23 protein-coding genes and 1 pseudogene are annotated in these 25,084 nt (G+C 40.9%); 5 read left to right on the forward strand and 19 right to left on the reverse strand.

Annotated elements, in window-relative coordinates:
- Positions 1-198: 198 nt before the first annotated feature.
- From AC3WJJ_RS23170 to AC3WJJ_RS23180, 3 genes are all read right to left on the reverse strand, one after another.
- Positions 199-1,359, reverse strand: a complete 1,161-nt coding sequence (locus tag AC3WJJ_RS23170; protein ID WP_492544220.1) for a cobalamin-independent methionine synthase II family protein — start codon at positions 1,357-1,359, stop codon at positions 199-201.
- A 133-nt stretch (positions 1,360-1,492) separates the two neighbouring features.
- Complete coding sequence (locus AC3WJJ_RS23175) at positions 1,493-2,461, reverse strand: tRNA dihydrouridine synthase (RefSeq protein ID WP_492544222.1); 969 nt, start codon at positions 2,459-2,461, stop codon at positions 1,493-1,495.
- 200 nt (positions 2,462-2,661) lie between these two features.
- Positions 2,662-3,141, reverse strand: coding sequence for a nucleoside deaminase (locus AC3WJJ_RS23180; protein WP_492544224.1), 480 nt, complete (start codon positions 3,139-3,141; stop codon positions 2,662-2,664).
- A 225-nt stretch (positions 3,142-3,366) separates the two neighbouring features.
- Here AC3WJJ_RS23180 and AC3WJJ_RS23185 point away from each other — a divergent pair, with 225 nt between their 5' ends.
- Positions 3,367-4,290, forward strand: a complete 924-nt coding sequence (locus tag AC3WJJ_RS23185) for a LysR family transcriptional regulator (RefSeq protein WP_492544226.1) — start codon at positions 3,367-3,369, stop codon at positions 4,288-4,290.
- A gap of 4 nt (positions 4,291-4,294) precedes the next feature.
- Here AC3WJJ_RS23185 and AC3WJJ_RS23190 read toward each other — a convergent pair whose 3' ends face one another.
- The gene (locus AC3WJJ_RS23190; RefSeq protein ID WP_492544228.1) at positions 4,295-5,482 is read right to left on the reverse strand and encodes an MFS transporter; all 1,188 of its coding nucleotides are present in this window, start codon (positions 5,480-5,482) and stop codon (positions 4,295-4,297) included.
- 323 nt (positions 5,483-5,805) lie between these two features.
- Between AC3WJJ_RS23190 and AC3WJJ_RS23195 the strand changes: the two genes are divergently transcribed.
- Genes AC3WJJ_RS23195 through AC3WJJ_RS23205 form a run of 3 tightly spaced genes read left to right on the forward strand, consistent with a single transcriptional unit; the run spans position 5,806 to position 8,602 of the window.
- The gene (locus AC3WJJ_RS23195; RefSeq protein ID WP_492544230.1) at positions 5,806-7,104 is read left to right on the forward strand and encodes an SPFH domain-containing protein; all 1,299 of its coding nucleotides are present in this window, start codon (positions 5,806-5,808) and stop codon (positions 7,102-7,104) included.
- 17 nt (positions 7,105-7,121) lie between these two features.
- Entirely contained in the window at positions 7,122-7,853 is a 732-nt protein-coding gene (locus tag AC3WJJ_RS23200; RefSeq protein ID WP_492544232.1) for a hypothetical protein, read from the forward strand.
- A gap of 41 nt (positions 7,854-7,894) precedes the next feature.
- Positions 7,895-8,602 carry a TFIIB-type zinc ribbon-containing protein gene (locus tag AC3WJJ_RS23205; protein ID WP_492544234.1) on the forward strand — a complete coding sequence of 236 codons (708 nt, stop codon included), beginning with the start codon at positions 7,895-7,897 and terminating at the stop codon, positions 8,600-8,602.
- Between the two features lie 108 nt (positions 8,603-8,710).
- On the opposite strand, the gene AC3WJJ_RS23210 is transcribed toward AC3WJJ_RS23205, so the two are convergent.
- The 10 genes and pseudogenes from AC3WJJ_RS23210 to AC3WJJ_RS23255 form a co-directional block, all read right to left on the reverse strand.
- Positions 8,711-9,172 carry a DUF1097 domain-containing protein gene (locus AC3WJJ_RS23210; RefSeq protein ID WP_492544236.1) on the reverse strand — a complete coding sequence of 154 codons (462 nt, stop codon included), beginning with the start codon at positions 9,170-9,172 and terminating at the stop codon, positions 8,711-8,713.
- A 272-nt stretch (positions 9,173-9,444) separates the two neighbouring features.
- Entirely contained in the window at positions 9,445-10,611 is a 1,167-nt protein-coding gene (locus AC3WJJ_RS23215) for a hypothetical protein (protein WP_492544238.1), read from the reverse strand.
- Between the two features lie 17 nt (positions 10,612-10,628).
- Positions 10,629-11,789 carry a hypothetical protein gene (locus AC3WJJ_RS23220; protein ID WP_492544240.1) on the reverse strand — a complete coding sequence of 387 codons (1,161 nt, stop codon included), beginning with the start codon at positions 11,787-11,789 and terminating at the stop codon, positions 10,629-10,631.
- On the reverse strand, positions 11,789-12,646 hold the full coding sequence (locus AC3WJJ_RS23225; protein ID WP_492544242.1) for an ATP-binding cassette domain-containing protein: 858 nt from the start codon (positions 12,644-12,646) through the stop codon (positions 11,789-11,791). Before AC3WJJ_RS23225 ends, AC3WJJ_RS23220 begins: the two co-directional genes overlap by 1 nt.
- Positions 12,633-13,370: a hypothetical protein gene (locus AC3WJJ_RS23230; protein ID WP_492544245.1), complete on the reverse strand. Its 738-nt coding sequence runs from the start codon at positions 13,368-13,370 to the stop codon at positions 12,633-12,635. Before AC3WJJ_RS23230 ends, AC3WJJ_RS23225 begins: the two co-directional genes overlap by 14 nt.
- Positions 13,357-13,905, reverse strand: coding sequence for an RNA polymerase sigma factor (locus tag AC3WJJ_RS23235; protein ID WP_492544247.1), 549 nt, complete (start codon positions 13,903-13,905; stop codon positions 13,357-13,359). The genes AC3WJJ_RS23230 and AC3WJJ_RS23235 overlap by 14 nt, the downstream gene beginning before the upstream one ends.
- Positions 13,906-14,119: 214 nt before the next feature.
- The gene (locus tag AC3WJJ_RS23240; protein ID WP_492544249.1) at positions 14,120-15,343 is read right to left on the reverse strand and encodes an amidohydrolase; all 1,224 of its coding nucleotides are present in this window, start codon (positions 15,341-15,343) and stop codon (positions 14,120-14,122) included.
- Complete coding sequence (locus AC3WJJ_RS23245; protein WP_492544251.1) at positions 15,340-16,587, reverse strand: amidohydrolase; 1,248 nt, start codon at positions 16,585-16,587, stop codon at positions 15,340-15,342. The genes AC3WJJ_RS23240 and AC3WJJ_RS23245 overlap by 4 nt, the downstream gene beginning before the upstream one ends.
- A 106-nt stretch (positions 16,588-16,693) precedes the next feature.
- A pseudogene (gene ftsZ, locus AC3WJJ_RS23250) lies at positions 16,694-17,632 on the reverse strand (cell division protein FtsZ); the annotation flags it as partial.
- 247 nt (positions 17,633-17,879) lie between these two features.
- Positions 17,880-18,329: a VOC family protein gene (locus tag AC3WJJ_RS23255; RefSeq protein WP_492544254.1), complete on the reverse strand. Its 450-nt coding sequence runs from the start codon at positions 18,327-18,329 to the stop codon at positions 17,880-17,882.
- Positions 18,330-18,439: 110 nt separating this feature from the next.
- On the opposite strand from AC3WJJ_RS23255, the gene AC3WJJ_RS23260 reads away from it, so the two are divergent.
- Positions 18,440-19,378: a helix-turn-helix transcriptional regulator gene (locus AC3WJJ_RS23260; protein ID WP_492544256.1), complete on the forward strand. Its 939-nt coding sequence runs from the start codon at positions 18,440-18,442 to the stop codon at positions 19,376-19,378.
- Between the two features lie 6 nt (positions 19,379-19,384).
- Here AC3WJJ_RS23260 and AC3WJJ_RS23265 read toward each other — a convergent pair whose 3' ends face one another.
- From AC3WJJ_RS23265 to AC3WJJ_RS23285, 5 genes are all read right to left on the reverse strand, one after another.
- Positions 19,385-20,458 carry an alpha/beta fold hydrolase gene (locus AC3WJJ_RS23265; RefSeq protein WP_492544257.1) on the reverse strand — a complete coding sequence of 358 codons (1,074 nt, stop codon included), beginning with the start codon at positions 20,456-20,458 and terminating at the stop codon, positions 19,385-19,387.
- Positions 20,459-20,611: 153 nt separating this feature from the next.
- Positions 20,612-21,823, reverse strand: a complete 1,212-nt coding sequence (locus tag AC3WJJ_RS23270; protein ID WP_492544259.1) for an MFS transporter — start codon at positions 21,821-21,823, stop codon at positions 20,612-20,614.
- A 376-nt stretch (positions 21,824-22,199) separates the two neighbouring features.
- Positions 22,200-23,276: a DUF1648 domain-containing protein gene (locus AC3WJJ_RS23275; RefSeq protein ID WP_492544261.1), complete on the reverse strand. Its 1,077-nt coding sequence runs from the start codon at positions 23,274-23,276 to the stop codon at positions 22,200-22,202.
- Between the two features lie 375 nt (positions 23,277-23,651).
- Entirely contained in the window at positions 23,652-24,311 is a 660-nt protein-coding gene (locus AC3WJJ_RS23280) for an AlkZ-related protein (protein ID WP_492544263.1), read from the reverse strand.
- A gap of 15 nt (positions 24,312-24,326) precedes the next feature.
- Positions 24,327-24,713, reverse strand: a complete 387-nt coding sequence (locus tag AC3WJJ_RS23285; protein WP_492544265.1) for a VOC family protein — start codon at positions 24,711-24,713, stop codon at positions 24,327-24,329.
- Positions 24,714-25,084: the final 371 nt, after the last annotated feature.

Below are 25,084 nucleotides of genomic sequence, written 5' to 3' on the forward strand. Positions count from 1 at the left end.
TACCTTTCTTTTTACATTTGGGATCTTATTTTGACAAGGTTTTTGTATAGATAGTTCCAGGAGCAATATCTCCATACTTTCTTGCACCGATAGGATCAGAGTTATCTTGTTGACAATATGAACGGATAGCGAAAAAAGACTGCCGACAAAATCTTCGACAGTCTGAAAGAAGGAATCCCACTATACCTTAGTTAAATATTACTTAGCCCAATAATGCTCTGCAATACGTTGTCCTTGTTTAATCTTCGCCCATTGCTCATCTTCCGTTAACTCATTACCGCCATCACAGGACGCAAAACCACACTGATGAGAGAGTAACAATCGATCCTTATCAATAATTTTAGATGCTTCATCCAGCATTCTAACGACTCGCTCCTCATCGTCAAGCGTGTTCGTCTTAGAAGACAATAATCCAAGCACAATTTCCGTATCAGGCTTATCTTTGAACACCGCAAGTGCCTCAAGGGAACCTGCACGATCATCATCCCACTCCAGGAAAAAGCGATCGTATTTAAGCTGCTTCAAGAACAGATTCGCAATTTTGGCATAGGAACCGCCACCCATATTACGGGAATCGTAGTTACCACGGCAGTTATGGGTCCACATTTTCAAACCTAGGCTATGACCGTAATCGATGACTGTATTGTTAATGTCTATAAATTCAGCAGCTAGAGCCTGTACTTCCTCTTGATTGATACTCTCGCCAGTATATGGGGAGTTCGGGTTATCATCTGCAAATAGCTCCCATAAGCAATCATCGAATTGAAGGATTTTCCCTCCAGCCGCAGCGAACTCCTCTACAAATTCTATATACGCCTTAACAAGACCGTCTTTAAGCTCCTGTTTATCGTTATACACGGCATCTTTACCACCAATATTATCTGACCAGGATAACTCACCAAAAATATGGGATGGAGATGGTACACATAGCTTCGTTTCACGGTCGCCAGCTAGGGCTTGAAGCTTTTTGTATACATGAATAAAATGATGATTCTTCCCGCTCAATTCATCTGTAATGCGTAAACCAATATCTTTTCGAGTCTCGTATTTCGAAGTTCCATCCGTATCTCGGAAGAAATATCCATGGTCTGCGATATAACGGTTAACCCCTTGGAATCCCCAAACAAAGTCTAGATGCCACATGGATTTAGAGTATTCCCCATCCGTTAAAATGGTCAAGCCATTCTGAATTTCTTTATCGACGACAGCCTGAATCGCATCTGATTCTGTCTGTTCATACCCCTTTAAATCATCGTAAAAAGGATAGTTAATATCATCACGATGTTCGATTTGATGCTTATATTCTAATAAATCCGACGGACGTAACAGGCTACCTACGATTTGAAATCTATTGCACATTATAGTTCCTCCTCCATGTCACAAAGCTCTTTATGTAATGCTTTGATTCTAGCATGAAGGAATCCGATCGAAGTAACACTTATAATCGATATCTAGTTATAGCTAAAAGCTATAGCAAACTTCTACTTTCATATCATTCAAAATTGTTTGCTTCAAAATGATCCAGCAACGCTCGGATTTCATCCGTTGATTTCGTATTCATCAATTGATTTCTTAGTTCACCTGCGCCTCGGAATCCTTTGACATAGATTTTGAAGAACCGCTGAAGTGCTGAAACGGAACGAGGCAATGTTTCGATATACTGATCATGCAGATCAAGCTGCAATCTTAAGAGATCAAGGTACTCCTTACTACTATGCTCTCTCGGTTCTTTTTCAAAGGCAAACGGATTTTTGAAAATACCACGCCCAATCATCACGCCATCCACACCATATTTTGTGGCAAGCTCCATCCCCATTTGACGATCAAGAATATCGCCGTTAATGGTAAGCAATGTATTGGGCGCAATTTGATCACGCAACTCTTTAATCTCCGGAATTAGATCCCAGTGTGCATCAACCAGACTCATTTCATCTCTTGTACGTAAATGAATAGAAAGGTTCGCAATATCTTGCTTTAAAATATGTGCTAACCACTCTTTCCACTCCTCTACTTCCTTAAAGCCAAGGCGAGTTTTTACACTGACCGGTAGTCCGCCCGCTTTTGCCGCTTGGATAAGTTCTGCCGCAACATCCGGACGAAGAATTAACCCGCTGCCTTTCCCTCTTTGTGCCACATTCGGAACCGGACAGCCCATGTTAATATCAATCCCTTTAAAACCCATCTCCGCTAGACCCTTGCTCATCAGGCGGAAATTCTCAGGTTGATCGCCCCATATATGTGCAACCATTGGCTGTTCATCCTCAGTAAACAACAAGCGTCCTCGAACACTTTTCATTCCTTCTGGATGGCAATAGCTCTCTGCGTTGGTGAACTCCGTGAAAAACACATCCGGTCTACCTGCTTTAGCTACCACATGACGGAATACTACATCTGTTACATCTTCCATTGGTGCAAGTACGAAGAATGGTTTCGGTAAATGCTCCCAGAAATTTTCTGCCATATATAAATTCAAATCCTCTCATGATAAGTAAATCGTCAAATCTTCATTCAAAAATGAGAAACGAAATCATTTTAAAGTATACCCTAGCTTTATTCATTTATCATCTTCAAACGAAGTCTTCTTTCTTCTTGTAGCTACAGAAAAAAAGCCCCTCAATGTCTTGAGGAGCTTTCAACGATTCGCTCTAAGTTTTGTAGCTCTTATCTCTTCTCATAGTACTTACGATGAAGCTCCTTAACCTGCTCTGCAAGCTCGGGAACAGGACCATCAACTGTTGTATCGCGAATAACCTCTTGGATCGCAAGATTGCGCACACGAGATGCAGGTATTCCCATTTCATTCAGCCATTGTGCAAATTGGGCCGAAGAACTAGCATAAACAATCCGTCCCAAGCCAACCCAGCCGTGGGCCGCAGCACACATCGGGCAGTGTTCACCGGAGGTATATACGGTTGCTTTGCTTCTTTCTTCTGGAGACATATTCTCAGCTGCCCACCGTGCCAAGTAGAATTCTGGGTGTTGGGTGTGGTCGCCACCGGCAATATGGTTGTGATCTTCTACAAGTACATTTCCGCTCTCTGAGACAAGGACAGAACCGAATGGCTGATCGCCAGCTTCCAGAGCCGTCCTTGCAAGTTCGATACAACGTTTAAGATGCTTCATATCTAAATCATTAATCATGGTATTCACATTCCTTTCACATCGTTATCATACTCAAAAGCCGTTTCTAACATTGCATTAGTTAACTAAGACCACTTCTAACAATGCCCTCCAGTGCAACGCATTGACGTGGCCTCCTTTTTCATACTTTACTAATATGCTAACATGAAGAAAACCAAATGAAAATTATATAATAAATTAGTTTTGTATATGTTTTTCATATATGAGAAAGGAATCTATTCGACGATGGATATTAGACAGCTTCGCTATTTTATTGCGATCGTAGAGGAAAAGAGCATATCAGCCGCGGCGAGAAGACTTCATATTTCTCAACCGCCTTTAAGCCAACAAATGAAAGCAATGGAAGAAGAACTCGGCACAATATTGTTGGAGAGAAGCGGAAAAAGTATGGTCGTAACGGATGCAGGAAAAACCTTATATTCCTATGCATTGCAAATGGATCAATTAATGCAAGAGGCAAAAATGGAAGTGAATGAAGTTGGAAATGGGGTAAACGGCAGATTGACGATGGGAGTAAATACGTTTTCAGTTACTGATTTACCTCAAATCCTCTATCAATTTCAAAAACAATATCCAAAGGTGACGTACAAAATTCAGCAAAATGAGTCCGCTCATCTTTGTCAGTTAGTCCGGGAACGTGCTATTGAATTGGCATTCATTCGATTGCCACTTGAATTGGACGATTTTTCAGTTCTTCACCTGTATACGGAACCGTTTTATTTCATTACATCTAGGAACCAGAAACGTTTAGAACATGAAATAACGATCACGGACATGACTAACGGGCGGATCTTATTGCCAAGCACGCAGGGATTAGGTGTGCATTATTCAATTTTGGAAGCTTTCTCTAAGTTTCAGCTGCAGCCCGCTGTTATCGGTGAATGCTCCGACGTTGCGCTTTTGATGGATTTAGTTTCTGCTGACTTTTGTTCGTCGATCATTCCGGAAACACTTCTTCTTCGGCATAAAAGTATTGCGATTCATGCGTATAAAATCCCCCCTACAATCGGGATGTCTTCTCCACTTGGGTTAATATGGCTTAAAAATCATCGCTTATCTAACACGGCACGGAATTTTATCGAATTATTCAAAAAAGAAGGAAGATATCTGCAACATCATGCGCAGAAGGAAATGAATGGATTACTATGACCGTCTAAGCGCCTTCAGACGAAAGTACTTTTCTTAATCTGCTTGCCGATATGATACTGCTCACTAGCAGTACGAATCCTCCAAACAGATAGGGCAAGTCGATATGAACTTCAAACAAAATACCTGCCAGCAACGGTCCAAATATCATACCAAGACTCGTATAGGCATTATTCATCCCTGCCATAAATCCTTGTTCATCCCCGGCCACTTTAGACAGCAACGTATTAATCGTGGGACGCAGAATATTACCGAACGTAAAAAATAACATCGTGACTACCATGACATAATAGAATTGGCCAGAAAATAATAAGAGTACAAGGGATACCGCCGATAATAACAACATGGCACCAATAATCCGTTTTTCCCCAAATCGTCGTGTGATCCGATCAGTCAATAAAAGTTGATTCACTGTGCCGATGAGCGAACATACGGTAAGCAGTATAGCGATATCACGCGTTGTGAATCCATAAACTTGCACGACAAAAAGCGGAAAAATCGCTTCAAAATGCGTCAAACCGAAGGTCATAGCGAAAATAATGAATAACAGGACAAAATAGCGAGATCGAACCGAAAGCACGATCTGCTTGAAAACATTGTCCCTCTTTTCCTGCAATTGCCGACGCATCTGACGGATGTTCGCCGACAGTGATTCAGGCAATCCCCATAGACTGCAAATCATCGCTATTAGCCCTACACATGCGGATACATAGAATGGCGTTTTGATGCCCCATTCCGCTAGCATTCCTCCGACACCTGGTCCGATAATAAACCCAGAAGTCATCGAAGCACCTAGCCATGACATAGACTTGCTGCGCTGATCATCTGCTGTAATATCAGCAATATACGCAATAATGGAAGGGATTAAGGCTGCCGAACCCACTCCACCAATCATTCGCGATATGAACAATAAAGTTAGATCGTTTGCTAACGCAGCGAGCAGGTTTGAGACCGCGAATAAGATTAAACCTATAATAATCATTGGTTTACGGCCGTACCGATCTGACAAATTGCCTGCAAGGGGTGAGAATAGAAACTGAGTTAAGCCGAAGCAGGAGACCAGATATCCCGCGGCCTGACCGCTTGCGTTAAACATCTCGAGAAGTTCAGGCACGATCGGAATGACAAGACCCATACTTAGATTGGCTAGAAACATGTTCAATAGTAGTAATGGAAACGCTGACTTCTTTAACATTTATGATCTCCTCTATTAAATAGATAAAGATATGAATCAGAAACTGAATACTAGTTCCCTCTCAATCTGCATTGGTATATGTTAGCATGTGGCTTTCTACAATAAAAATACGAAAAACATATAAGGAATTAATATTTTTGATATAGATGAAGGAGCGTTCTCTTGCGCACCGGTTCTTCCAGGTGCTTGTTCACTGACGTGATCATACGCTTGACGTTTTTCCAAATTATGCAACAACAAAGGCTATAAATCGTATACAATGATAGTATATTGGAACTATTATACATTCGATGGATTGTACCGTATGAAAAGGAGTGCAAGGGATGGCTATTATTGAAGTAGTTAAGTATGACGGACCTCCTGGCGTATTCGCTTGGCGTTACCCGAATCAGGAATTAGGAACATGGACCCAATTGATTGTTCAGGAATCACAAGAGGTGATTCTCTTCAAAGAAGGACAAGCTATGGATTCCTTCTCAGCAGGGCGTCATACATTGAGCACTGCGAATATTCCAATCCTATCTAACATTATTAATCTTCCTTTTGGCGGCAAGTCTCCATTTACCGCAGAAGTGTGGTTTATAAATAAACTGAGTTCACTAGATATCAAGTGGGGAACCAGCACCCCTCTACAACTTCAAGACCCTAAATTCAATATTATTGTATCCGTTAGAGCCTTTGGACAATTCGGAATTCAGATCGAAGATCCACGTAAATTCTTACTTAAACTGGTGGGTACACTCCCAACATTCGACCAAGATACATTAATAAAATATTACCGCGGCATCCTCATGTCTAATATCAATGAAATCATTTCTTCATACATTATCCACAAAAGAATCAGTGTCGTTGAAATTAATGCCTATGCCGCAGAAATATCCAAGCATATTCAAGAAGCTATTACGCCTTCGTTCAGGGAAATGGGTATATCTCTTCTTAATTTTTATATCGACTCTATCAATACTCCTGCCAACGACCCTGCAGCTATGAGAATCAAAGAGGCTTTAGCTAAAAAAGCAGAAATGGACATCATCGGCTATACCTATCAGCAAGAGAGATCCTTTGACACGCTAGAGGGTGCAGCAAAAAATCCAGGAAGTAGCGCAGCCATCATGGGTTCAGGACTAGGTATGGGCATCGGCATGGCAGGTACAATGTACGAAACGGTGAATCAAATATCAGGAAATTTGAGAGTTTCACATAACAATGAATCCCTCATTCAGCAGAGAGCATGTGATAAGTGCAATACACTCAATTCAGAAACTGCAAGATTTTGCTCGGGGTGTGGACAATCTATGCTTACTACATCTTCAGAAAAACCTATCATCTGCAGCGATTGCGGCCATCCGATCCCCCTCCATGCAAAGTTTTGCGAACATTGTGGCGACCCGCATCTTCCTTGTCCTACTTGTGGAAAGGACTACTCGCTTAACGCAAAGTCATGCTCGTCCTGTGGATCAGAACTCCCGAAGCCTTGTAAAAGTTGTGGTGAGCTACTGGACCCCAAGGCTAAATTCTGCCCAAGCTGCGGCAGCAGCAATATGGTGAAATGCACAAACTGTCATCACGAAGTCTTACCAGGACAGAAGTTTTGTATAGAATGTGGCTCAACGGTGTCTTGAATGGGAGGAACAACAATTTGAATGCAGGAACTAGGTTTAAAAGTTGGAAACTACTATTACTGATTATGATATCCGTCCTTACCATAGTCGTAATAGAACTCGGGACCGGTTCGAGCAGCACGAAACACTGGATATTTGACATGGTTATAGGCTGCTTGGAGCTTGTGGTTCTATGGAGTATATCTCAGATCATTCGGAAGGGCCTTGGGCATCCCCCGTTTCCTTTTCGTATAGCATCTGGGCTAGTCATCTTGTTCTATGCGATCTTCTTCATTCTTGAGACCATGCTGTTCGGTTCTATTTTCAAGCTGTCAGCCAGCTCATATATGGCGGTACATATTGTCGCCTTTGTAGGCTGTGCAGTTATATTCGTTGTCATCGAACGCTTCGGACAATATGCTGCGGCTCTGCATCGTAAAGACTCGGGATTACTGAGCTCCAAGCGAAGAATGACTGACAGAGTTATCTCTGTGCGTAAGCAAATCCAGAGGATACCTGAGCTGCCTCAGCAAAAGGAGTTGCTTGCTGAAATCCATGAATTAGAGGAAACCCTTCAATTCAGTGATCCGGTATTGAACGCAGCCAGCGATGAAATCAATCAATTAATAGAACAGAAATTCTCACTTCTAGAGGACCAGATGAAGCTGATTATAGAAGTCCCTGCAACTGAAAGACCGAGGTTAATTCAAGAAGCCTTCCTATTGGTCAGAGATATAAACAGAACGGTAAGCGAACGGCGCGGAGCTTAGCTTCGTATGATACGAATATTCATTACAAGGAGAACGAAAAGATGGAAGATCATTTACCTTATAAATCAAAATATTTCACGTTCGACAAGATTATTTTAACACTCACCTTCATATTATATCCCGTCGGTCTCTTGATGCTATTAATCCGTGTACTAGCGACTCATGTTCACCACTCTCGCAAGGGAAGAAATCACCGATTGATCGGATGGCTCTGGGTCTATACTTATGTTTTACTCGAAGGCCTCTTAGTGATATCTATTGACTTTAACGTCCCTGAGGATGCTCAGCTTTTCTGGGAGTCTGTCTGGCTATATGGAATCATACTCCTAACACCAGCAATATTTTGTTTCATTATGGGTAGCCGGGCAGATCGCAAATTCAGCCAGTTATTGCGCCAGTATTTCTACCTTGTAATAGACAGAGGGATCAGTGAGATTGATCATATTGCCGTGGAGACGAAACAATCTCCCAACCACGTCATTCGGGACTTGGATTTTATGATCACAGAGCAGATGCTGCCCTTCGGCCGAATCCAAAATGGCATTCTCGAACTTGAGCCTGATGGTTTCCATGAGGCTTATAATGATGAAGACGAATACGATGATGAGGAATATTATGAATATGACATAAGCAAGGATCAGGAGCGCGGACCTATATCCATGGAATGCCCGAGCTGCGGAGCCAGAATCATTGTGAATGCTAACGATGCGAAGGAATGCGACTATTGTGGTAACGTGATTAGTGCGTAACCTTGCTTCTAAGCGGCACAACAAAATAAACCGAAGATGCCTTGAAGCTTGATGGCATCTTCGGTTTATTTATTTTTCAGGTGTCACTTTATCATTCAACGAAGCTCTTCATCCTCTATTCTTCGGGCTTAATACATGCACGCCCTTCTCGGAAATATATCCGAATAAAGCACCCAGAATCAATGCAGCGATGCTACCGCTAAGGTTAAATCCTGTTGCAAAAAATGTAGATGCTCCGATAAACGTCCCGGGTATAAACCCTAGCCATTTGAAATGCGACTGCAAGCACATGCCACATGCACCTATCGCTACAGCAACACCGAGACCTAGCGTTTCACCTAAGAACAGAGCGAAAGCACTCGACATTTGCATCATAAGAAAACCCCAGATCACACCGCTAAAATTCGTAATCAACGTGGACTGTAACCCCTTATTTCCACCACCGACAGCAAAAAAGGTTGACCATCCTAGGAAACCAGCAAAAGTAATCAACTCTAGTGACAGGCTTAGCGCCGCCCAAATCCCCGATAAAATTCCCGTTACCATCCCGATCACGATTAATAATGACATCTGACATCCTCCAACCATTTCAGCATATTTACCAAGTCGAACCACGTATGGTTGGCACTATGCATTAATTATTAGATTTCTCAAACGTCACTTTTTTATACCAAGACAGCTGCTTCCATAACGGCCCTAGCCAGCCCAATGCCTGAACTGCCTTCGATAATCGCCATAGTCAAAAACGAAGATCTCCGGCTGTTATTTTCGCCAGAGATCTTCGTTCGTTATGCCAATTTGTGGCTTCATATAAGCGTCTATAAAGCTTGTATCAAATCTGCTTAAATCACTTCAACTTTCTTCTCTCTTCGCACCATGTAGAGAGCTAATGCTAACCCTAAGATGAGTACAGCACCGCAAACAATAGGCTCTATCCCTATAATTCCTGTTACTTCAACTAAAATATTATCAAAACTGAATAATGTAACAAAGACACTGCGACTTAACGCTACTAGCAAGGCGAAAGCAGGAATTAGCTTCAGGATCAATGTTATCGAATTCTTACTTAACCTTGAAAGCATGAACGCAGCGGCTGCTGCTCCCAAACACAATATATAGAGCAGCACAATATAGACCATAATATATTGGCCGTACGTGATATCAAACCAAAAGGCGACGGATTGACGGTTAAGGAAAGAAGTAAGCCCATTATTCCAAAAGAGCCATGTACCATTTGAACTATAAATCGCCCCGAACACTAAAATTAGAGCTGTCGTCAACAAAAATGCCGAAAGAATCACCGCGGTAAGCTGCTCCTTCAAAATTCTCCTGCCGTGCTTAGCGGTATACTGTAACAAATGAACATTTCTGGAACGGTCGGTGACTATAAGCGGCGAAACGAATATCAGCACTGCCAATACCGCCAATATCGCCAGTTCTTTGGCATAGGTGACCGTATTATCGAATACCCATCCATCCATAATGTTTCTATACTCTTCCGTTTCCCGAATTTCCATAATACGAGCAAGCTTTTTATCGCTTGTAGTTTCTGAAGCTAAGCGATCCAAAATGAATTGGTATTCGTCTAAACGCCCCTCTATAATATTGATAGCTTGCAGATTAAATCCGACAAAGCTACTATCTTCTCCTCTTCCAAACAATTTCCAAATCGCATTCTTCTCCATTTCTGTCATATCTCTTTTTAATCTAATCCTTTCAAAATCCTCATAGGTATGTATCCCAGCTTCAGATAATATTGGCATAACCTTAATATACGTATCTGCTTTATCAATCAAATCTTCACGGGTTTCTGTAACAAATTCAGAATGCTCTTCAGCCTCCAGCGTCGGACCATACCTCTGCGTCATTTCGACACTATACCCGACTTCCTCGGACATCGAATGCCCATGCGAAAAATAATTTATGTAATATCCCATAAAAATAGAATAAAACAAGGCGCAAATCAGCACGATCACTATAAGCATCTTGACGTTCCAAATCTTTTTCATCTCATATAAAACAATCCTCATGTCAAATCCCTCTTTCTGAAGTAAATCAAGGCGAATACGCATAAAGCGATTAATACTATAAGCGATACACAGAGCCCCAGAGATTCAAAATGAGGCCAGAGAATGTCAGAGTCTCCATCCGTAAACCATAGACTGTGTTTCAGCCACAACCACACAGGTGAAAGCATAGAATAATATTTGACGTATAAACTTTCAGTCATGGTCTGAGGTATTTGCATCGGGAACACGATAAAAGCCGCATTCATCGCAAGAAAAACCATAAAGCCGATATAGTGATTACGTATAAACACACCTACGCAGAAAGCCATAAGCGATAAGCATACAATAACGCCTGCGCTCATGACGAGCATGGCCTGAAAATACGTAAAGACATTAAAGCTGTACCATGTCACGAATGGCCTGTGTCCGGCAAAAACATCAAACCGGTAATTAAATACACTTGATACGCTGCTTCCCCATACCCCCTTATAATCGTTGAGCCAGAAATAGATGAGAAATGTACACATAGCTAAAAGGGCATATACGCCGATCCCCGCTGATAGGGACGATGTCATTTTTGTACGTAGGATCCGGCGGCCTACTCTAGTGGAATATACCACCCCTCCTGTCTTTTGGTTATTCTCATATCCCACTGAAAGAAAAACCATAAGGACCGAAATGAGAGCACCTTCCACGATCAGCCATCCTGTTAACCCGTTAAAAAGCTTTTGATGCTGGTTGTAAGTGGACTCCCCAAAGTAAAGCGTCAGACTTTCATCATTCGCGGCCTTTACATCAACAACTTTCTGAAGGGCCAAGTACTTATCCCGTATAGCCTCAGCAAATCTGCCTGTTGCCCCTCCTGCGAGTATATAGCTTTCCCCGATCCCCTTCGTCTCGTAATCCTCAAATACATCGGTCACATGGTGAGTATCAGCTCTAAGCTGCTCTAAATACTCTCTCTGTTCGCCACTTGCCGAGAATTGCGAGAGCTTTTCATTAAAGGATTGTCCCAGAGTATACCCCGTATCCTTGGATACAGTACCAACAAAATCCGCGTATGGGTCGCCGGAATAACTTGTAACTAAATAAGTGTTATACAGCAGACAGACTGCGATAAATCCCCACACCGCTAGGGACGACAGCAGCTTTCTTAGTTCAAGCCAATAAATCAGCATCAGAGCACCTTATCCTGGTAGACATATAAAAAAACATCTTCAAGATTCGTTGTTACACGACGTACTGACTCGCTTGAAAATTCCACATCGCTTGCAAACCTTACAAGTCTTCGTCCATCTTCCTGCCGCTCCGTCAAAGGAAGAAACGGCTGCTTTATCGCTTCGATATCCCATGTTTCAAATATTTTACCGCTTAATGTATTGCAGATATTGGTGGGGGAATCGCAGCACAACAGCTTGTGGTCTTTGAGCATAATGACATTATTAGCAATGGTTTCGATGTCCGATACAATATGCGTGGACAAAATGACAATTCGATCTTTGGAGAGTGCGGAAATTAAATTGCGGAAGCGCACCCGCTCCTTAGGGTCCAACCCCGCAGTCGGCTCGTCCAGTATCAGAATTTTAGGGTCATTCAGCATAGCCTGAGCGATGCCCACCCGCTGAATCATACCACCCGAAAACTTGCGCATTTTTTTATCAATGACTTCATTCAGCGAAACTAGCCCCAGAAGCTCCACAACCTTGTGATTTGCAGTGGTTCTGTCAATCCCCTTCAGAGCGGCCAAGTAATGGAGGAACTGACGAGGTGATTGGTTTTTATAGTAGCCAAACTCCTGCGGCAAGTATCCGATAACATCACGATAGCCTTCGTTTAAGCTGACAATATCGCTTCCTTCCCATAAGATTTCTCCTTTTGTAGGGAACAGCAGAGTAGTAAGCAATTTGATGAGCGTAGTTTTGCCCGACCCGTTTGGCGCTAGCAATCCGTACACCCCATTAGTAAACTCTAGTGAGATGTCCTCAAGAGCGGTAAAACTACCAAATTTCTTCGTAACGTGATTAACGGCCAGCATAATATACAACCTCTCTTTTATGGAACTTCATATGTCGTTTTATTTCGACCAGAAAAAAAGCAAACACAATGATAGTGATGAGCAGAATCACGGCAACCGGTATCCGGGCTAAAAACTGATCCCATACCTGGCCGAAAACATTACCCAGAACAAAGCCTAATCCCAACCAAAGTAGAGCAGCAGCCCCATAAATCCATACCCGGTTAAAAAGCCGTAGCATGACCAGGGTCAAAGCCGCACAAAGAAACAGGGTGCAAAAAGAAACTGACAGTGCTTTAAGCAAGCTGTACTCCACCGGCGAACGACTAAAATACAGACTTATCAATGTACAAAACACAGCCCCCAGCAGTGAAAAGCATAGAACACGGAAGGCGGTTATTTGCTGTATCGTATATTTGTAGGTCATTTTGATGGCATACAGTCCTCGAACCCGCTCATTGATTTCGGTAATGCTCACCGCAGCAAGAAAGAAAACCGGAGCAAGTGCGAACAATGCCGCATAAGGGTGCTGTTCTGGAAGAGGAAACAACCTAATCCATATCAGAGTGACAGCGAATGTTATCAGGATTGCCGGCCCCGAATCCAAAAAGATATATCGGAGTCCCAGAGCTCGATAGAGCTCGTAAATATAGTTCCACAAGCTTTTGGGCTTAGATAAACCTCTCGATAAAATATCTTCAATCGCTCTGTTTTTTTCGTAAGGAGATGGCTTAATGATATTCATCCTTAAACTCCTCTCTGAGCATTTTCAATAAGCGGTAATATTTCGTTTTCACTGTTGATTCTGGAACCGCAAACAGTGTTGCGATCTGAGAAAAGGTATACTCCCCAAAAAACTTCAACCTGAAAATTTGCTGTATATCCACTTCCAATGTATTGACATAACCTTGCAGACGCAGTAATAAATCCTTCATTTCTATTTGACGTGCGAACTCGGCTTCATCAGGGATATCAACATCTTCTACATGAAGAACAAGCTTGCTTTTTATCGATCTGCTACGAAGATAATCTATCGTTTTATTTGTAGCAATCCGATACAGCCATGTACGAAAGCTTGCTTGTTTCCTATCATAATTGGAGATCGATTGAAGCATTGAAATAAAGATCGTTTGAGTCAAGTCCATGGCCGAGTGCTTTTCAGAAATCTGCCTGAAAACATAAATATAAATTTCATCATAATACTCCCGTATCAGTATATCGGCCGCTTCCTTGCTGCCTGTTCTTTGTATTTTGCGTATAAGCCTGATTTCCCCATTCAAGTTCACACCTCCATTTTGTCCTTCAACAGGTATATTCGTTCCGGATCATTGAATAGTTTCAACATAACATTTTTTATATATAAAAACGCCTATGCTCCCTCAACCGTTGAAATATAAAAGCCACAAAAAAAAGAAGCAGGAATTCTCCCGCTCCGTTGCTGTATACGCTAATACACCTCAACTCAATCCATTAAGTGTTTTTCATCTACATCCTCTAATGTTTTGATGTGTATAACTTCCCTTTATGCATCAACAGTCTTTTTTTCGGCAGTCTGGCAACTACTTCTGCACTGCAACTAGCATCTACAAACACAAAACTTGCCTCGTCTCCAGTCTTAGGCCACACTGGTTCACCTTCACCATTCAATGGCGTTATTCCTTGTGTAATTAAGCTTAAACTTTCGCGTAACGAGCGTTCACTTGATTTCCCAGTATAGTCGCAAAAATTATGCACTTTTTCCAAAACATCTCCAGGAACATAAGGACTCCAAGAATCAAAAAAACCGTCACAGCCCAAGGCAACTTTAACTCCTTCCTCTCTCAGAATATCAATTGGAATGAGTTCAGAGTTTATAGAAATAGGGATAGTAGACATAATTCCCACATTAAGCTCGCTTAATTTTTCGGCAAATTTCTTTTGCATATGAGGTGACAATTTACTTAAACCAAATGCATGACTAAAAGCAGTGGCTCCCTTATAATCTTGTTCTTTCACCATGTCTAGCCATTTATCCATAGTATAGAAACCTACTTGTCCTCGGTCATGCAGATGCATGTCGACATCCACATCGTACTCTTTAGCTATATTCATTGTGACTTGTAATGATCTTTCGATGTCTTTATCAATGCCTGCCGGGTCAAGTCCCCCTAGGATTGTTGCACCAGACTCCAATGCTTGTCTTAATAAGTCCGGCATCTCTTCATGAGCTAGCAAGCCATGTTGAGGAAACGCAACAATTTCATATGTTAAATATTGTTCGTAGGCTTTCAGCGCTTTTTTAACGCCTTCTAAATTTCTTAATTTAATAAAAGGATCAATATTCACATGTGTTCGAATATGATTCACACCATTACTCAAGTGCAGTTCAATCATGGCAGATGCTCTTTGTTCCGCTGTTTCAGCAAGTTGCTCTAACTCAGCTGCTTCAAGAGCCAATCTCTCGGATAAATCTTTCACTGGACGGCAAGCCCTCCATCCTAATGAGAGATACGTTTTATCCAAATGATTATGCATTTCTTTGAATGCAGGAAGTGCTAATTTCCCTTTCATATCAATGGCATCTGCATTCGGTATATTTTCAGTTGCGGGGATAATCGTCTGAATTACTCCTTCATTTGCAACTTGAATATGAAACAAATCGGTTATTGTTTGAATACTGCCATCCTCATACGGTGTTTCACCAATCTCCAGTCGAACATTGCGTAGCCATGTACTCATCGAAATTCCCCCTTTAGCTCTATCTCTTCATCGTGAATTATCTTCCCTTTTGAAATTACTTTCGAAATAGGGCATTGTCTGGCAATCAGATGCGCAGAGCTTACTGCATCGACGAGTAGCGCATTGGCCGTATCGCCAACTTTTGGCCACTGCTTCTCGCCAGCATCATTTAATGGTGTTAATCCGCCTGTAGCATATTTCAAGGATTGTCCAATATGCCATTCATCAATGTAGCCAAAACGTTGTATAAATTGATTTAATTTTCGAATCATATCGCCACTTCCAAAAGGAGACCAGTGATCCATAAGGCTGTCATGTCCAAAAGAAACTTTGATGCCCCGATCATACATATATTTCACAGGAATTGTAATCGGACCTGCCCCAATTGGAACCGTTGTTGTCACTCCGACATTATGAGCAACCATTTGATCTATTAGTTTGTCTAATGATTGTTGGGGCAAGTCTGCAAATGCGAATGCGTGACTGAGTGTTACTTCTTTATTAAAAGATCTTTGTTCGATTTCAGCTAGAATCTGCCCTATTTCAAATTCCCCTAAGGTGTTTCGTTCATGTAAATGAATGTCAATTGCTACATCGTATTTTTCGGCTAATTGAAAAGTTGTTTTTAAAACTTCCCCGCTATTGCGATCTACCAAAGCCGGGTCCACCCCTCCGATATGAGTAGCTCCCATTTGTGTTGCTTCTTCAAGGATTGTTAAAAATTCTGGACCGTTACGTAATACACCATGCTGTGGGAATGCGACGATTTCATACGTAATTTGATCTTGATAACTTTCTAAAACACGCTTCGCTATTTCCATATGCTTCGTCTCAATTTGCGGGTCAACATTCACATGTGTACGAATATGTGTATGTCCGTTTTTAATATAATGTCGTACCATTGCATGAGCTCTCTCTTCAGCTACATCCAGTTGTTCAGGTAATAAAGTCGCTTCTTCTTTTAAACGAGAGAAAATTCCTTCCGTAGCTGGAGTTGGTGCTTTCCACTCACCACTGAAGTATGTTTTATCAATATGTGTATGCATTTCTTTGAACGAAGGAACGAGTAGTTGTTTTTTTGCATCTACTACTACGGCATCGCTAGATTCGATATTTGGAGCTATTTCAATAAACTTGCCATCTTCAATCAAGACATCAACTATTTTCGTTTCTGTAGCTGTAACAAACGATTGGTCAACCAAATACCCTGTTTCCAAACGCACATTCTTTAATAATAATGTCAAAGGAATCTCTCCTCTTTTAAATTTTGTTATTAGGGCACACTCAAAAGTTATATAAACGCTTACAATTAGGGAATACGATTTAATGACTGGAGCTTTCCAATCATTAAAACCCAGTAGCAATAACAGTTATGATAATTTCATCTTGTAAGCTTTCGTCAATGACAGCACCGATAATCATATTTGATTTGTCTCCTCCCACAGAAGCAATAATATTTGCAGCTTCTTGTACATCATATAGGCTTAAATTTGTTCCGCCTGTAAGTTTCATCAGTACACCCTGAGCCTCATTTATGGAGGTTTCAGCCCCAAACAATGGACTGGAAATAACCTTTTTTGCAGCTTCAGCAGCACGATTTTCACCTGTTGCGCTGCCGATACCGATTAATGCTGAACCTTTACTCGACATGATTGTTTTGACATCGGCAAAGTCAACATTAATTAAACCTGGTACGGTAATGATATCCGAAATTCCCTCGATCGTTTGGCGTAGCACATGATCCGCTTCACGGAACGCTTCAAGCATAGGTGTACTTTTATCGATCATCCCCAACAAACGATCGTTTGGAATAACAATTAAAGTATCTACTGCCTCCTTCATTGAGGCGATTCCAACTTCCGCTTGTGTTGTACGCTGACGACCCTCAAACGTAAAGGGATATGTTACAATGCCAACGGTGAGAATGCCAAGCTCATGGGCAATTTCTGCAATTGCTGGAGCGGCACCTGTGCCTGTACCACCTCCCATTCCGGCTGTGACAATCACCATGTCCGCACCTTTCATTTTCCTCCGGAGCGTTTCATGGCTTTCTTCAGCTGCCATGTTACCTATTTTCGGATTAGCGCCTGCTCCTAAACCTCTTGTCAATGTTGTACCGATTTGTATCTTAGTCTCTGCTTGTGATAGTTTGATAGCTTGCACATCTGTATTAACTGCAATAAACTCCACACCCTTTGTCCCATGCTCGATCATACGGTTTACTGTATTGTTACCTCCGCCACCCACACCGATTACTTGAATGACAACTGTACTTGTATCAAACTCCATCTCTATCGCTCCCTCTGGTGCTTCCTTATGACCTTTTTCAAATGATCAACTTTAACTTATTTTCAAAGCACTTTTTGTTCTCTATTGTTATTTAAAGAAAAAGGCATTATTAAAGCAGTTCCTTAAAGGAAGCTACTTTAACAATGCCTTCATTTAATTATTTTACTCCCCAAGATCTGTAGTACCAATGGGGAATCTTCATTTATAATTTTAATCTAATGTAACCTGATAAGCAATAAAGCATGTTTTATTTAAGTCTATCGTCGTACATTAACTGAATATGAATGCCGAACGGGTCTTCGATAATGCCGTATGCTTTGCTAAACACATTACTGGATAATGGGACGATGATTCGCACCCTTTCATCTGTAGTCAGGCTCTTGTAAAAATGTTCAATTTCTTCTAAGTCTGCACTTTGAATACATAATGAAGTGTTGTTGCCGACTACATATTTTTCTGTGGCATCCATTGGATCTTCTGCCAGCATGACTTTGGTTTTTCCGATGGATAAGACGGAGTGAGTCACAAAATGCTTGTTTTCATCCGTAAGCTGCATCGAGCTGTCGCGTTTTGCCATATCTTCATAGGTTACAAGCAACAATTCCTCTGCGTTAAAATGTTTTTTGTAAAAATCGATCGCTTCTTTTGCTTTTCCGTTCATGGACAAGAATATAGCTACTTCTAGCGTTGCACTCATTGTACCCGTCTCCTTTTTGTATCCTAACGTTAGGTCATTTGAAGTATACCTTGAGCTTATTATAGAATATAAAGGTATCAACTAATGACACCATTACAAGGGGATTTACGGTGAAGAAATCAGAGCGATTAAATGACATGATTAGATACTTAAATGGCCGGGAGTTCTTCAATTTAAGTGACTTAATGGAACATTATAATATTTCAAAAAGCACGGCCTTGCGTGATATTAGTTCATTAGAGCAATTGGGTATGCCGATCTTTTCTGAACATGGCAGACATGGTCGATATGGCATTTTAAAAAACAGATTATTATCGCCTATTCTTTTTACGATGGATGAAGTGTACGCTCTGTATTTTGCCATGTTGACGTTAGAAGCTTATCAATCCACGCCATTTCATTTAAGTGCCAATCAACTAAATAAGAAGTTTGAAAGCTGTCTTTCTAATGAACAAATCAAACAGATTCACAACATGAAAAAGGTCCTGCAATTTGAAATGTACCAACATCATCATGTGAGTCGTTTTTTAGATAAAATTCTAAAAAGCATTCTTAATGAGAGCAGCTGTAGAATTCAATACGTCAAAGATAATCAGGAAAAAAGTTTTCACGTTCAATTTTTCAAAATTTCCGCCAAGTTTGGCCAATGGTATGCTGCTGGAATAGAGTTAAATTCGAATAAACATAAAGTTTTCAGATGTGACAGAATTACCTTTATAGAAGAAGACGACTTCGATTCTCACTTCTCCCTAGATGAACTCGTGAGTCGCTCATTAGAAATATACCGTTCTGAGATTAGTATTGACTTTGAAGTCGAGATTATAGAACAGGCAAAGGATATTTTTTATAAAGAACATTATCCTTCGATGAAGATAGAAAGTAGTAATAAGACCGTTATCAAGGGGTTTTATAATCCAGGAGAAGAGGATTTTTTAGCTGACTATTTTATGAGATTTGGTCATTATGTTATATCAGTGAAACCTGAATCGTTAAAACAAATGATCCAAGATCGAACAGAGAATCTATTAAATTACTATCAAAAAATGTAGAAATCACTATGGCCGGGGGCTGACCTGACTCCATGTTTTTTGCAGCCATTCCGCAAATAACGCTTCCTCCTCAAACTGAGGATAATGAGCGGATTTTTCGAAAATAACAAATTCCTTCTCCGGTGCTTCCAGTACATCAAAGTAATCCTTTGCTGCGTTTACAGATGTCATATAATCATATTGTCCCATTACAAAATAAACGGGTAACTCTAACTTATCTACAATGCTTGTAATATCATTGTTCGATTGTTCCTTCAGCAAAATTTCTTGCGATAATGAAACTCCCTTTAAATAGCGAATGACATCCAGCAGATTATACTCCGGATTCAAGAGAAACCCTGTGTAATAGTCCCTATTATCATCGATTAATCTAGCAGCTCCACCATATTTTCGAACCATATCTCTTGGAGTAAGTTGCTCCCTGTTTTCTATTGGACCTCGAAGCTGTTCTAATCGTTCTGCATCCTTTAAGTTGCCGGCTAATCTTGCTTGTTCGATAGAATAATTCAAGCTATCCAATTCGCTGTTCCCCTGATCGGCAACCTGCCCAATTCCAACATATGCAGCAAATTTATCAGGTGCTTTTGCGGCTGCTTTCATCCCGATATAAGTGCCAAAAGAGTGTCCTATAAGTAGCACCTTTTCTTGTCCAAATTCCTTTTCCACATAATCTGTTAATGCTAACAAGTCATCTACCAGCAAGTCTGCCGATAATGTAGAGTAATCCTCAGAAAAGTGATATGACTTCCCGCTTCCGCGTTGATCATAGTGTACAATGGTAAAGTTTTGTTCAAGCAAATCCTGATATTTGCGTACATAAGGAATTTCAGAACAGCCCGGCCCGCCATGCACGAAGATGACGACCGGATTGCTTCGATCCACTCCCCTAATCATGACTTCATGATCCGTACCATTAATCTCAATCTGTTCTAGAGAACTTATGCTATTGTCTCCTTCAATGGAAGGTGTCCATGTTGGAAAAACCAATCCGATTACAAGAAGCACAACAATCATAGATATACTTACTTTGATGATCTTTATGTATTTTCTTTTCAATGTGACGGCTCCTTCATAATACATTCACTATTGCGGTTGTTCGGTATTACCTGATCTCTCACCTGCTCCTATGTTTATTAAAATGATAACAGACAGACGCTATCCTTCCAATTGCAATACAAAAAACCACCAATCAAAACGCAAATGCATTTCAATTGATGGTTAAATAAACTTACTTTATAATATTGTTTTGCTCGCATTCCCTAGATCATCTTTTTTAAGCATGAGCATGACAATAAAGGAAATACAGTATAAGCCTGCTAAGTAGAGCATCGCAACTTTCATATCATAATTTTGTAGAATATAGCCGACCAGTATTGGTGAAAAACCGCCTATTGCTCGACCAAAGTTAAAGATTGTATTGGTTGCCGTACTTCGAATTTGAACGGGATATAGACTACCAATCAACGCTCCATATCCGGCGAACATTCCATTGGAGAAGAATCCAACAATTGCACCACCTATGAGTACACCTATACTACCCGTCGCATAAGAGTATAAGAACACTGCACATGCAGAGGCGATCAGGAAGAGACCAAAAGTACGCTTCGCACCAAATCGATCTAAGAATAGTCCAAAGGTTAACATACCAACAATCATGCCAACGGCAGTACTAATTGTCCAAATAGCAGAGCCTGAAACAGATAAACCTTGTGACTTTTGCAACATCGATGGTAGCCAAATCATTAATCCGTTATAACCGGCAATTTGAACAGTTGCCATGATGATTAAAGAAATGGTTGTAATCGCTGTTCGTGGCGTTTCAAACAATTGTGTTAGCTTACTCTTTTCAGCTTTATTACTAGCCTTTTTATCTTTCTGAGCAGCGAGCCACTCAGGTGATTCATCTAAATTCTTCCTTACGATAAAGGCAAAAATAACAGGTACTACACCCACAAAGAACAATGCTCTCCATCCTAAAGTAGGAAGAATAATCGCACTTAGTAACGCTGCTAGAATAACACCATATTGTGCACCTACACTGACATATGCAGACGCACGCCCTTGTTTGTTTTTCGGCCAAGCTTCTGCAACTAGCGCCATACCAATTCCATATTCTCCTCCAGCACCGATTCCTGCGATAAATCTGAATAGATATACTTGTTCAATGCTAGTAGCAAGTCCTGTTAAAGCTGTACCAATTGCAAACAAGATGACGGTGTAGGTAAAGACCCTAACCCTACCAAACTTATCTGCTAAAATTCCGAAAATGATTCCTCCTAATAGCATCCCTACATTCGTTAAAGAAGAAATAAGTCCTCCAGTTGCTAAATCAATGTTAAATTCTGAAATAATCATTGTCATCGCAAATGAGATAAACATGATGTCCATGCCTTCTAATGTTAAACCAGCTACCGATGCGACCACGGTTTTTTTACGATAATCCATTCTACGATCCTCCAAGTATGTTCTAGATGAAATAACTCTCTTTTTTTACGAATGAATGGATGTACCTGTAAAAACCCAATTTTCCATTCTCCTTTTCAGCCTCACTGGACTTCCTTTAAAAGAGATACGTTAGTAGTGTTGTCACAGCTAACGTGCAAAATAAAATACCCTTTCGTCAGATAGACAAAAGGGCATGAATAAACAAAGATATTAATAAGATAATAGCTTCACATATCAAGTATCCCTTTTCAGCCTCTCTGGACTGTATTAAAGGTTAATTTGTTCCAAAAGGTATCTTAGCAAAGTTATTCATATTTCTCAATAAGAATTTTATGAAGGTTCATTTATTAGGTCTTAGATGATGCGAGATCGAGTGCTATCCTCTAAGCCTTGTTACTACAACGAACAGTACAATAATTCCGAGCAAAATCAGCCAGCTTACGGGGTGACCGAAATTTAATCCCCAGCCAACTCCGAACCTTTTCTCAACGATTAGATTTGGATCCTTGCGATTGAAGTAAATCATACCTAATAGCCATTTATCATCATCATGGACAGGTCTGACATTCGAGTGATCAGCAGATCGCTCCAAGCGGCTTCCGCCCTGGCCAGCCCAGAACGATAAGGCGAAGGCGTATAGGATGATAAAAGCTATTATGATTAGGATCATGGGGATAGCGAAATTGATATTAAGCAGAGATATCATGTTTAGTTGCACGACGGAAAGCAGGATAACGACTAAGAAGCTTGCTGTAATCATAAAACATGACCAAGCACGGCGGAAAGTTACGTCTTGTCTGATGGAACGGTTCGGATTAGTGGGTTGAACCTGCTGCTTCACTCTGCGAATACTCCAATTCTCAAATAAGAACACAAGTGTTATGAACACTTGGATTAGCGTAGGCATAAACACCGAACTATAGGATTTATCTGCATAGCGGTCAACCTGCCAACTGCTGTTGTAATGGATCGGAATCTGAGCAGGAATCAGATTGTAGTTGCTTAGCACAGTTACAATACTAACAACAATAAATACAACATGAATGAAGAACCAGTTACTAGACAAGCCAATGTTTCTTTTCCGAAAACCAGTGTCCACTGCGATGATCGATGGTTCAGGAGCATTAGGCAAGAAAGGTAGTAAACTTTTCATTTTGAAATGATAGTTAATGTTTATGGCTAGGGAGATTACGACCATGACGAGGGAATAAGCGACAATGATCCAACTTTGTTGCTTGGAATGTTCATCACCGTATATTAGACAGATGATACAGACAATAAATAGGATGGTATGTAAGATAGCACTAATCCTTGCATATGACTTCCGCATCTGGCGCAGAGGCTCACTGTGGAACTGTAAAGCGCTGATGGTGACCCCAAAACTAATCGTCTCTCTTGTTAAATAAGGCATAGTTACCATGAGTACAATGGTAGGTACAAATACAAAGATCATTATTATAACAGGCATTATTGTCAGGTCATTCGCCTCCTCATAAATCTAGGTGTGTATACAATTAATTATAATTGATTTTAGTGACTACATGGGTGAAATTAACATTAACCCAGATCCATTCGCTACGCAGAGCTAGATCTGAATTGTGGTAAGTACATCTGATATAAAAAAAGAGGCAAGGCTTGATGGATCAGGGTTTTCCCCTTTCTCCATTCATCCCTTCCCCGATTTCATCCCGTCTATATTCGATTTTTTGGGCTTATTTATTGGTTACAACATCTCTTACCAACACCGCTACACTCTCCACATGCACCGAATGCCAGTCGGACTCTCGCTCTGCCATGTTCAAGGACGAGCTTGCAGTGACGGCTACGGCTACAGCTTCAATTTACGAGCAAAAAACTTCAAGGATTTATCTGTACAGGTTATTGATAATTCCGCTAACATCATTTTCTTTGCATCCTCAATAGACACATAGTCCTGTGTCCCTTTCACCGAGTTTAACCATAAATCCGATGGCTGGTAACACATGCTGCTCCAACCAGCATCATTTTCACTTTGCTTTGCTGCTCCAGTGATGATGATATCGCCATAATTTTGAAGCTCAACAAGTGATTTTTCATACTCTTTTTTGTCCTCTTTTGCATTTAACCCTGCTTCTTTCCGTAAATTCCGTGAATCCATGTTTCCATACTCCATCAAAACTTTATAGAGATGAAAAGCCGTTCTGGAAATATGACCATCGCTATATCGCTCTTCAACCGTTTTGTTCAATGTAAGTATAGTTTTGAATAAGGGAAATAACTCTTTATGAATAAAACATGCCTTAGCACCGAAGAATTTTCCATAAGCTGCAACATCATCTTGAACGATCTTAACTCGCCATTGCCAAGGGTCGGTATCGGTTCCTGTGTGCCAATGATCGTCTGCCGTCACATCTGTTAGTGAAGGGTATTCAGGAACAAAACCTGAAAAGGGTAGAATCTTATAGTTCTCAACCAGCTCTACAAATTCCCTATAATTTAATACTTCCATTGTCTGCAACACCTTTTATTCTATTGGAATTTCGTGATACAGCTCGATTAAGTTTCCTGCGGGATCTCTGAAATTAACGCTTCTTATCCCATATTGTCTAGAAATCGGCTCCGACATCAAGTTGACTTTCTCCTTCAGTTCAAGAAATGCCTTGTCTACATCATTCACCTGAAAGACAATTACTACCCGATCATTAAAATGATCGTTTACTGAATAAGTACAGTCGATCGCATCAGCCATGGATTTTCTATCATAAAGAGCGAGTGTGGTATTACCTGTATTGAAATCGGCATATTTACCTTCTTCTGTGCCCCAAATGGGCTCAAACCCCATCACATCCCGGTAAAAAACAAAACATTCCTTAAAGCAATCCACGAGCAAGCGAGTATGGGTTAACTGCATTTCTAATCTCCCCTCGACCTTAATCAATATGACAATTCAGTACTTAACTTATTCAATGTTTATAGGCTTTTTCCTCTTTTTTGGATTTTGCGCAAGCCTGCTATACTGTGAATGCTCAAAAGAGATGTTCTATTCGATGCTGTATGCCTTGAGTAGGGAAGAGATATCTCTCGAGTGAGATACATTCACGACATTATAGGCGCAGTTATACGGCGTCTTTTCTTTTAAGTGGGAACATATTTCCGGCACCTTGTAACGCTATACACGGCGATTCTGGGCGTAGGGCAACGCAAAAAAAGACGGTAGGCGTTAGCCTTCCCGTCCTTCGTTCTTCTTGATAAATCGCGCGATCTCCGCAAGTTGCGAAGGCT

The organism is Paenibacillus sp. FW507-14B1B (genome assembly GCF_058781425.1).

What these genes read in the sequence shown, in the direction of transcription:
- AC3WJJ_RS23170 (WP_492544220.1), bottom strand. Translation starts at nt 1,359, where the DNA reads ATGTGCAATAGATTTCAAATCGTAGGTAGCCTGTTACGTCCGTCGGAT.
- AC3WJJ_RS23175 (WP_492544222.1), bottom strand. Translation starts at nt 2,461, where the DNA reads ATGGCAGAAAATTTCTGGGAGCATTTACCGAAACCATTCTTCGTACTT.
- AC3WJJ_RS23180 (WP_492544224.1), bottom strand. Translation starts at nt 3,141, where the DNA reads ATGATTAATGATTTAGATATGAAGCATCTTAAACGTTGTATCGAACTT.
- AC3WJJ_RS23185 (WP_492544226.1), top strand. Translation starts at nt 3,367, where the DNA reads ATGGATATTAGACAGCTTCGCTATTTTATTGCGATCGTAGAGGAAAAG.
- AC3WJJ_RS23190 (WP_492544228.1), bottom strand. Translation starts at nt 5,482, where the DNA reads ATGTTAAAGAAGTCAGCGTTTCCATTACTACTATTGAACATGTTTCTA.
- AC3WJJ_RS23195 (WP_492544230.1), top strand. Translation starts at nt 5,806, where the DNA reads ATGGCTATTATTGAAGTAGTTAAGTATGACGGACCTCCTGGCGTATTC.
- AC3WJJ_RS23205 (WP_492544234.1), top strand. Translation starts at nt 7,895, where the DNA reads ATGGAAGATCATTTACCTTATAAATCAAAATATTTCACGTTCGACAAG.
- AC3WJJ_RS23210 (WP_492544236.1), bottom strand. Translation starts at nt 9,172, where the DNA reads ATGTCATTATTAATCGTGATCGGGATGGTAACGGGAATTTTATCGGGG.
- AC3WJJ_RS23215 (WP_492544238.1), bottom strand. Translation starts at nt 10,611, where the DNA reads ATGAAAAAGATTTGGAACGTCAAGATGCTTATAGTGATCGTGCTGATT.
- AC3WJJ_RS23220 (WP_492544240.1), bottom strand. Translation starts at nt 11,789, where the DNA reads ATGCTGATTTATTGGCTTGAACTAAGAAAGCTGCTGTCGTCCCTAGCG.
- AC3WJJ_RS23225 (WP_492544242.1), bottom strand. Translation starts at nt 12,646, where the DNA reads ATGCTGGCCGTTAATCACGTTACGAAGAAATTTGGTAGTTTTACCGCT.
- AC3WJJ_RS23230 (WP_492544245.1), bottom strand. Translation starts at nt 13,370, where the DNA reads ATGAATATCATTAAGCCATCTCCTTACGAAAAAAACAGAGCGATTGAA.
- AC3WJJ_RS23240 (WP_492544249.1), bottom strand. Translation starts at nt 15,343, where the DNA reads ATGAGTACATGGCTACGCAATGTTCGACTGGAGATTGGTGAAACACCG.
- AC3WJJ_RS23255 (WP_492544254.1), bottom strand. Translation starts at nt 18,329, where the DNA reads ATGAGTGCAACGCTAGAAGTAGCTATATTCTTGTCCATGAACGGAAAA.
- AC3WJJ_RS23265 (WP_492544257.1), bottom strand. Translation starts at nt 20,458, where the DNA reads ATGTATTATGAAGGAGCCGTCACATTGAAAAGAAAATACATAAAGATC.
- AC3WJJ_RS23270 (WP_492544259.1), bottom strand. Translation starts at nt 21,823, where the DNA reads ATGGATTATCGTAAAAAAACCGTGGTCGCATCGGTAGCTGGTTTAACA.
- AC3WJJ_RS23275 (WP_492544261.1), bottom strand. Translation starts at nt 23,276, where the DNA reads ATGATCTTTGTATTTGTACCTACCATTGTACTCATGGTAACTATGCCT.
- AC3WJJ_RS23280 (WP_492544263.1), bottom strand. Translation starts at nt 24,311, where the DNA reads ATGGAAGTATTAAATTATAGGGAATTTGTAGAGCTGGTTGAGAACTAT.
- AC3WJJ_RS23285 (WP_492544265.1), bottom strand. Translation starts at nt 24,713, where the DNA reads ATGCAGTTAACCCATACTCGCTTGCTCGTGGATTGCTTTAAGGAATGT.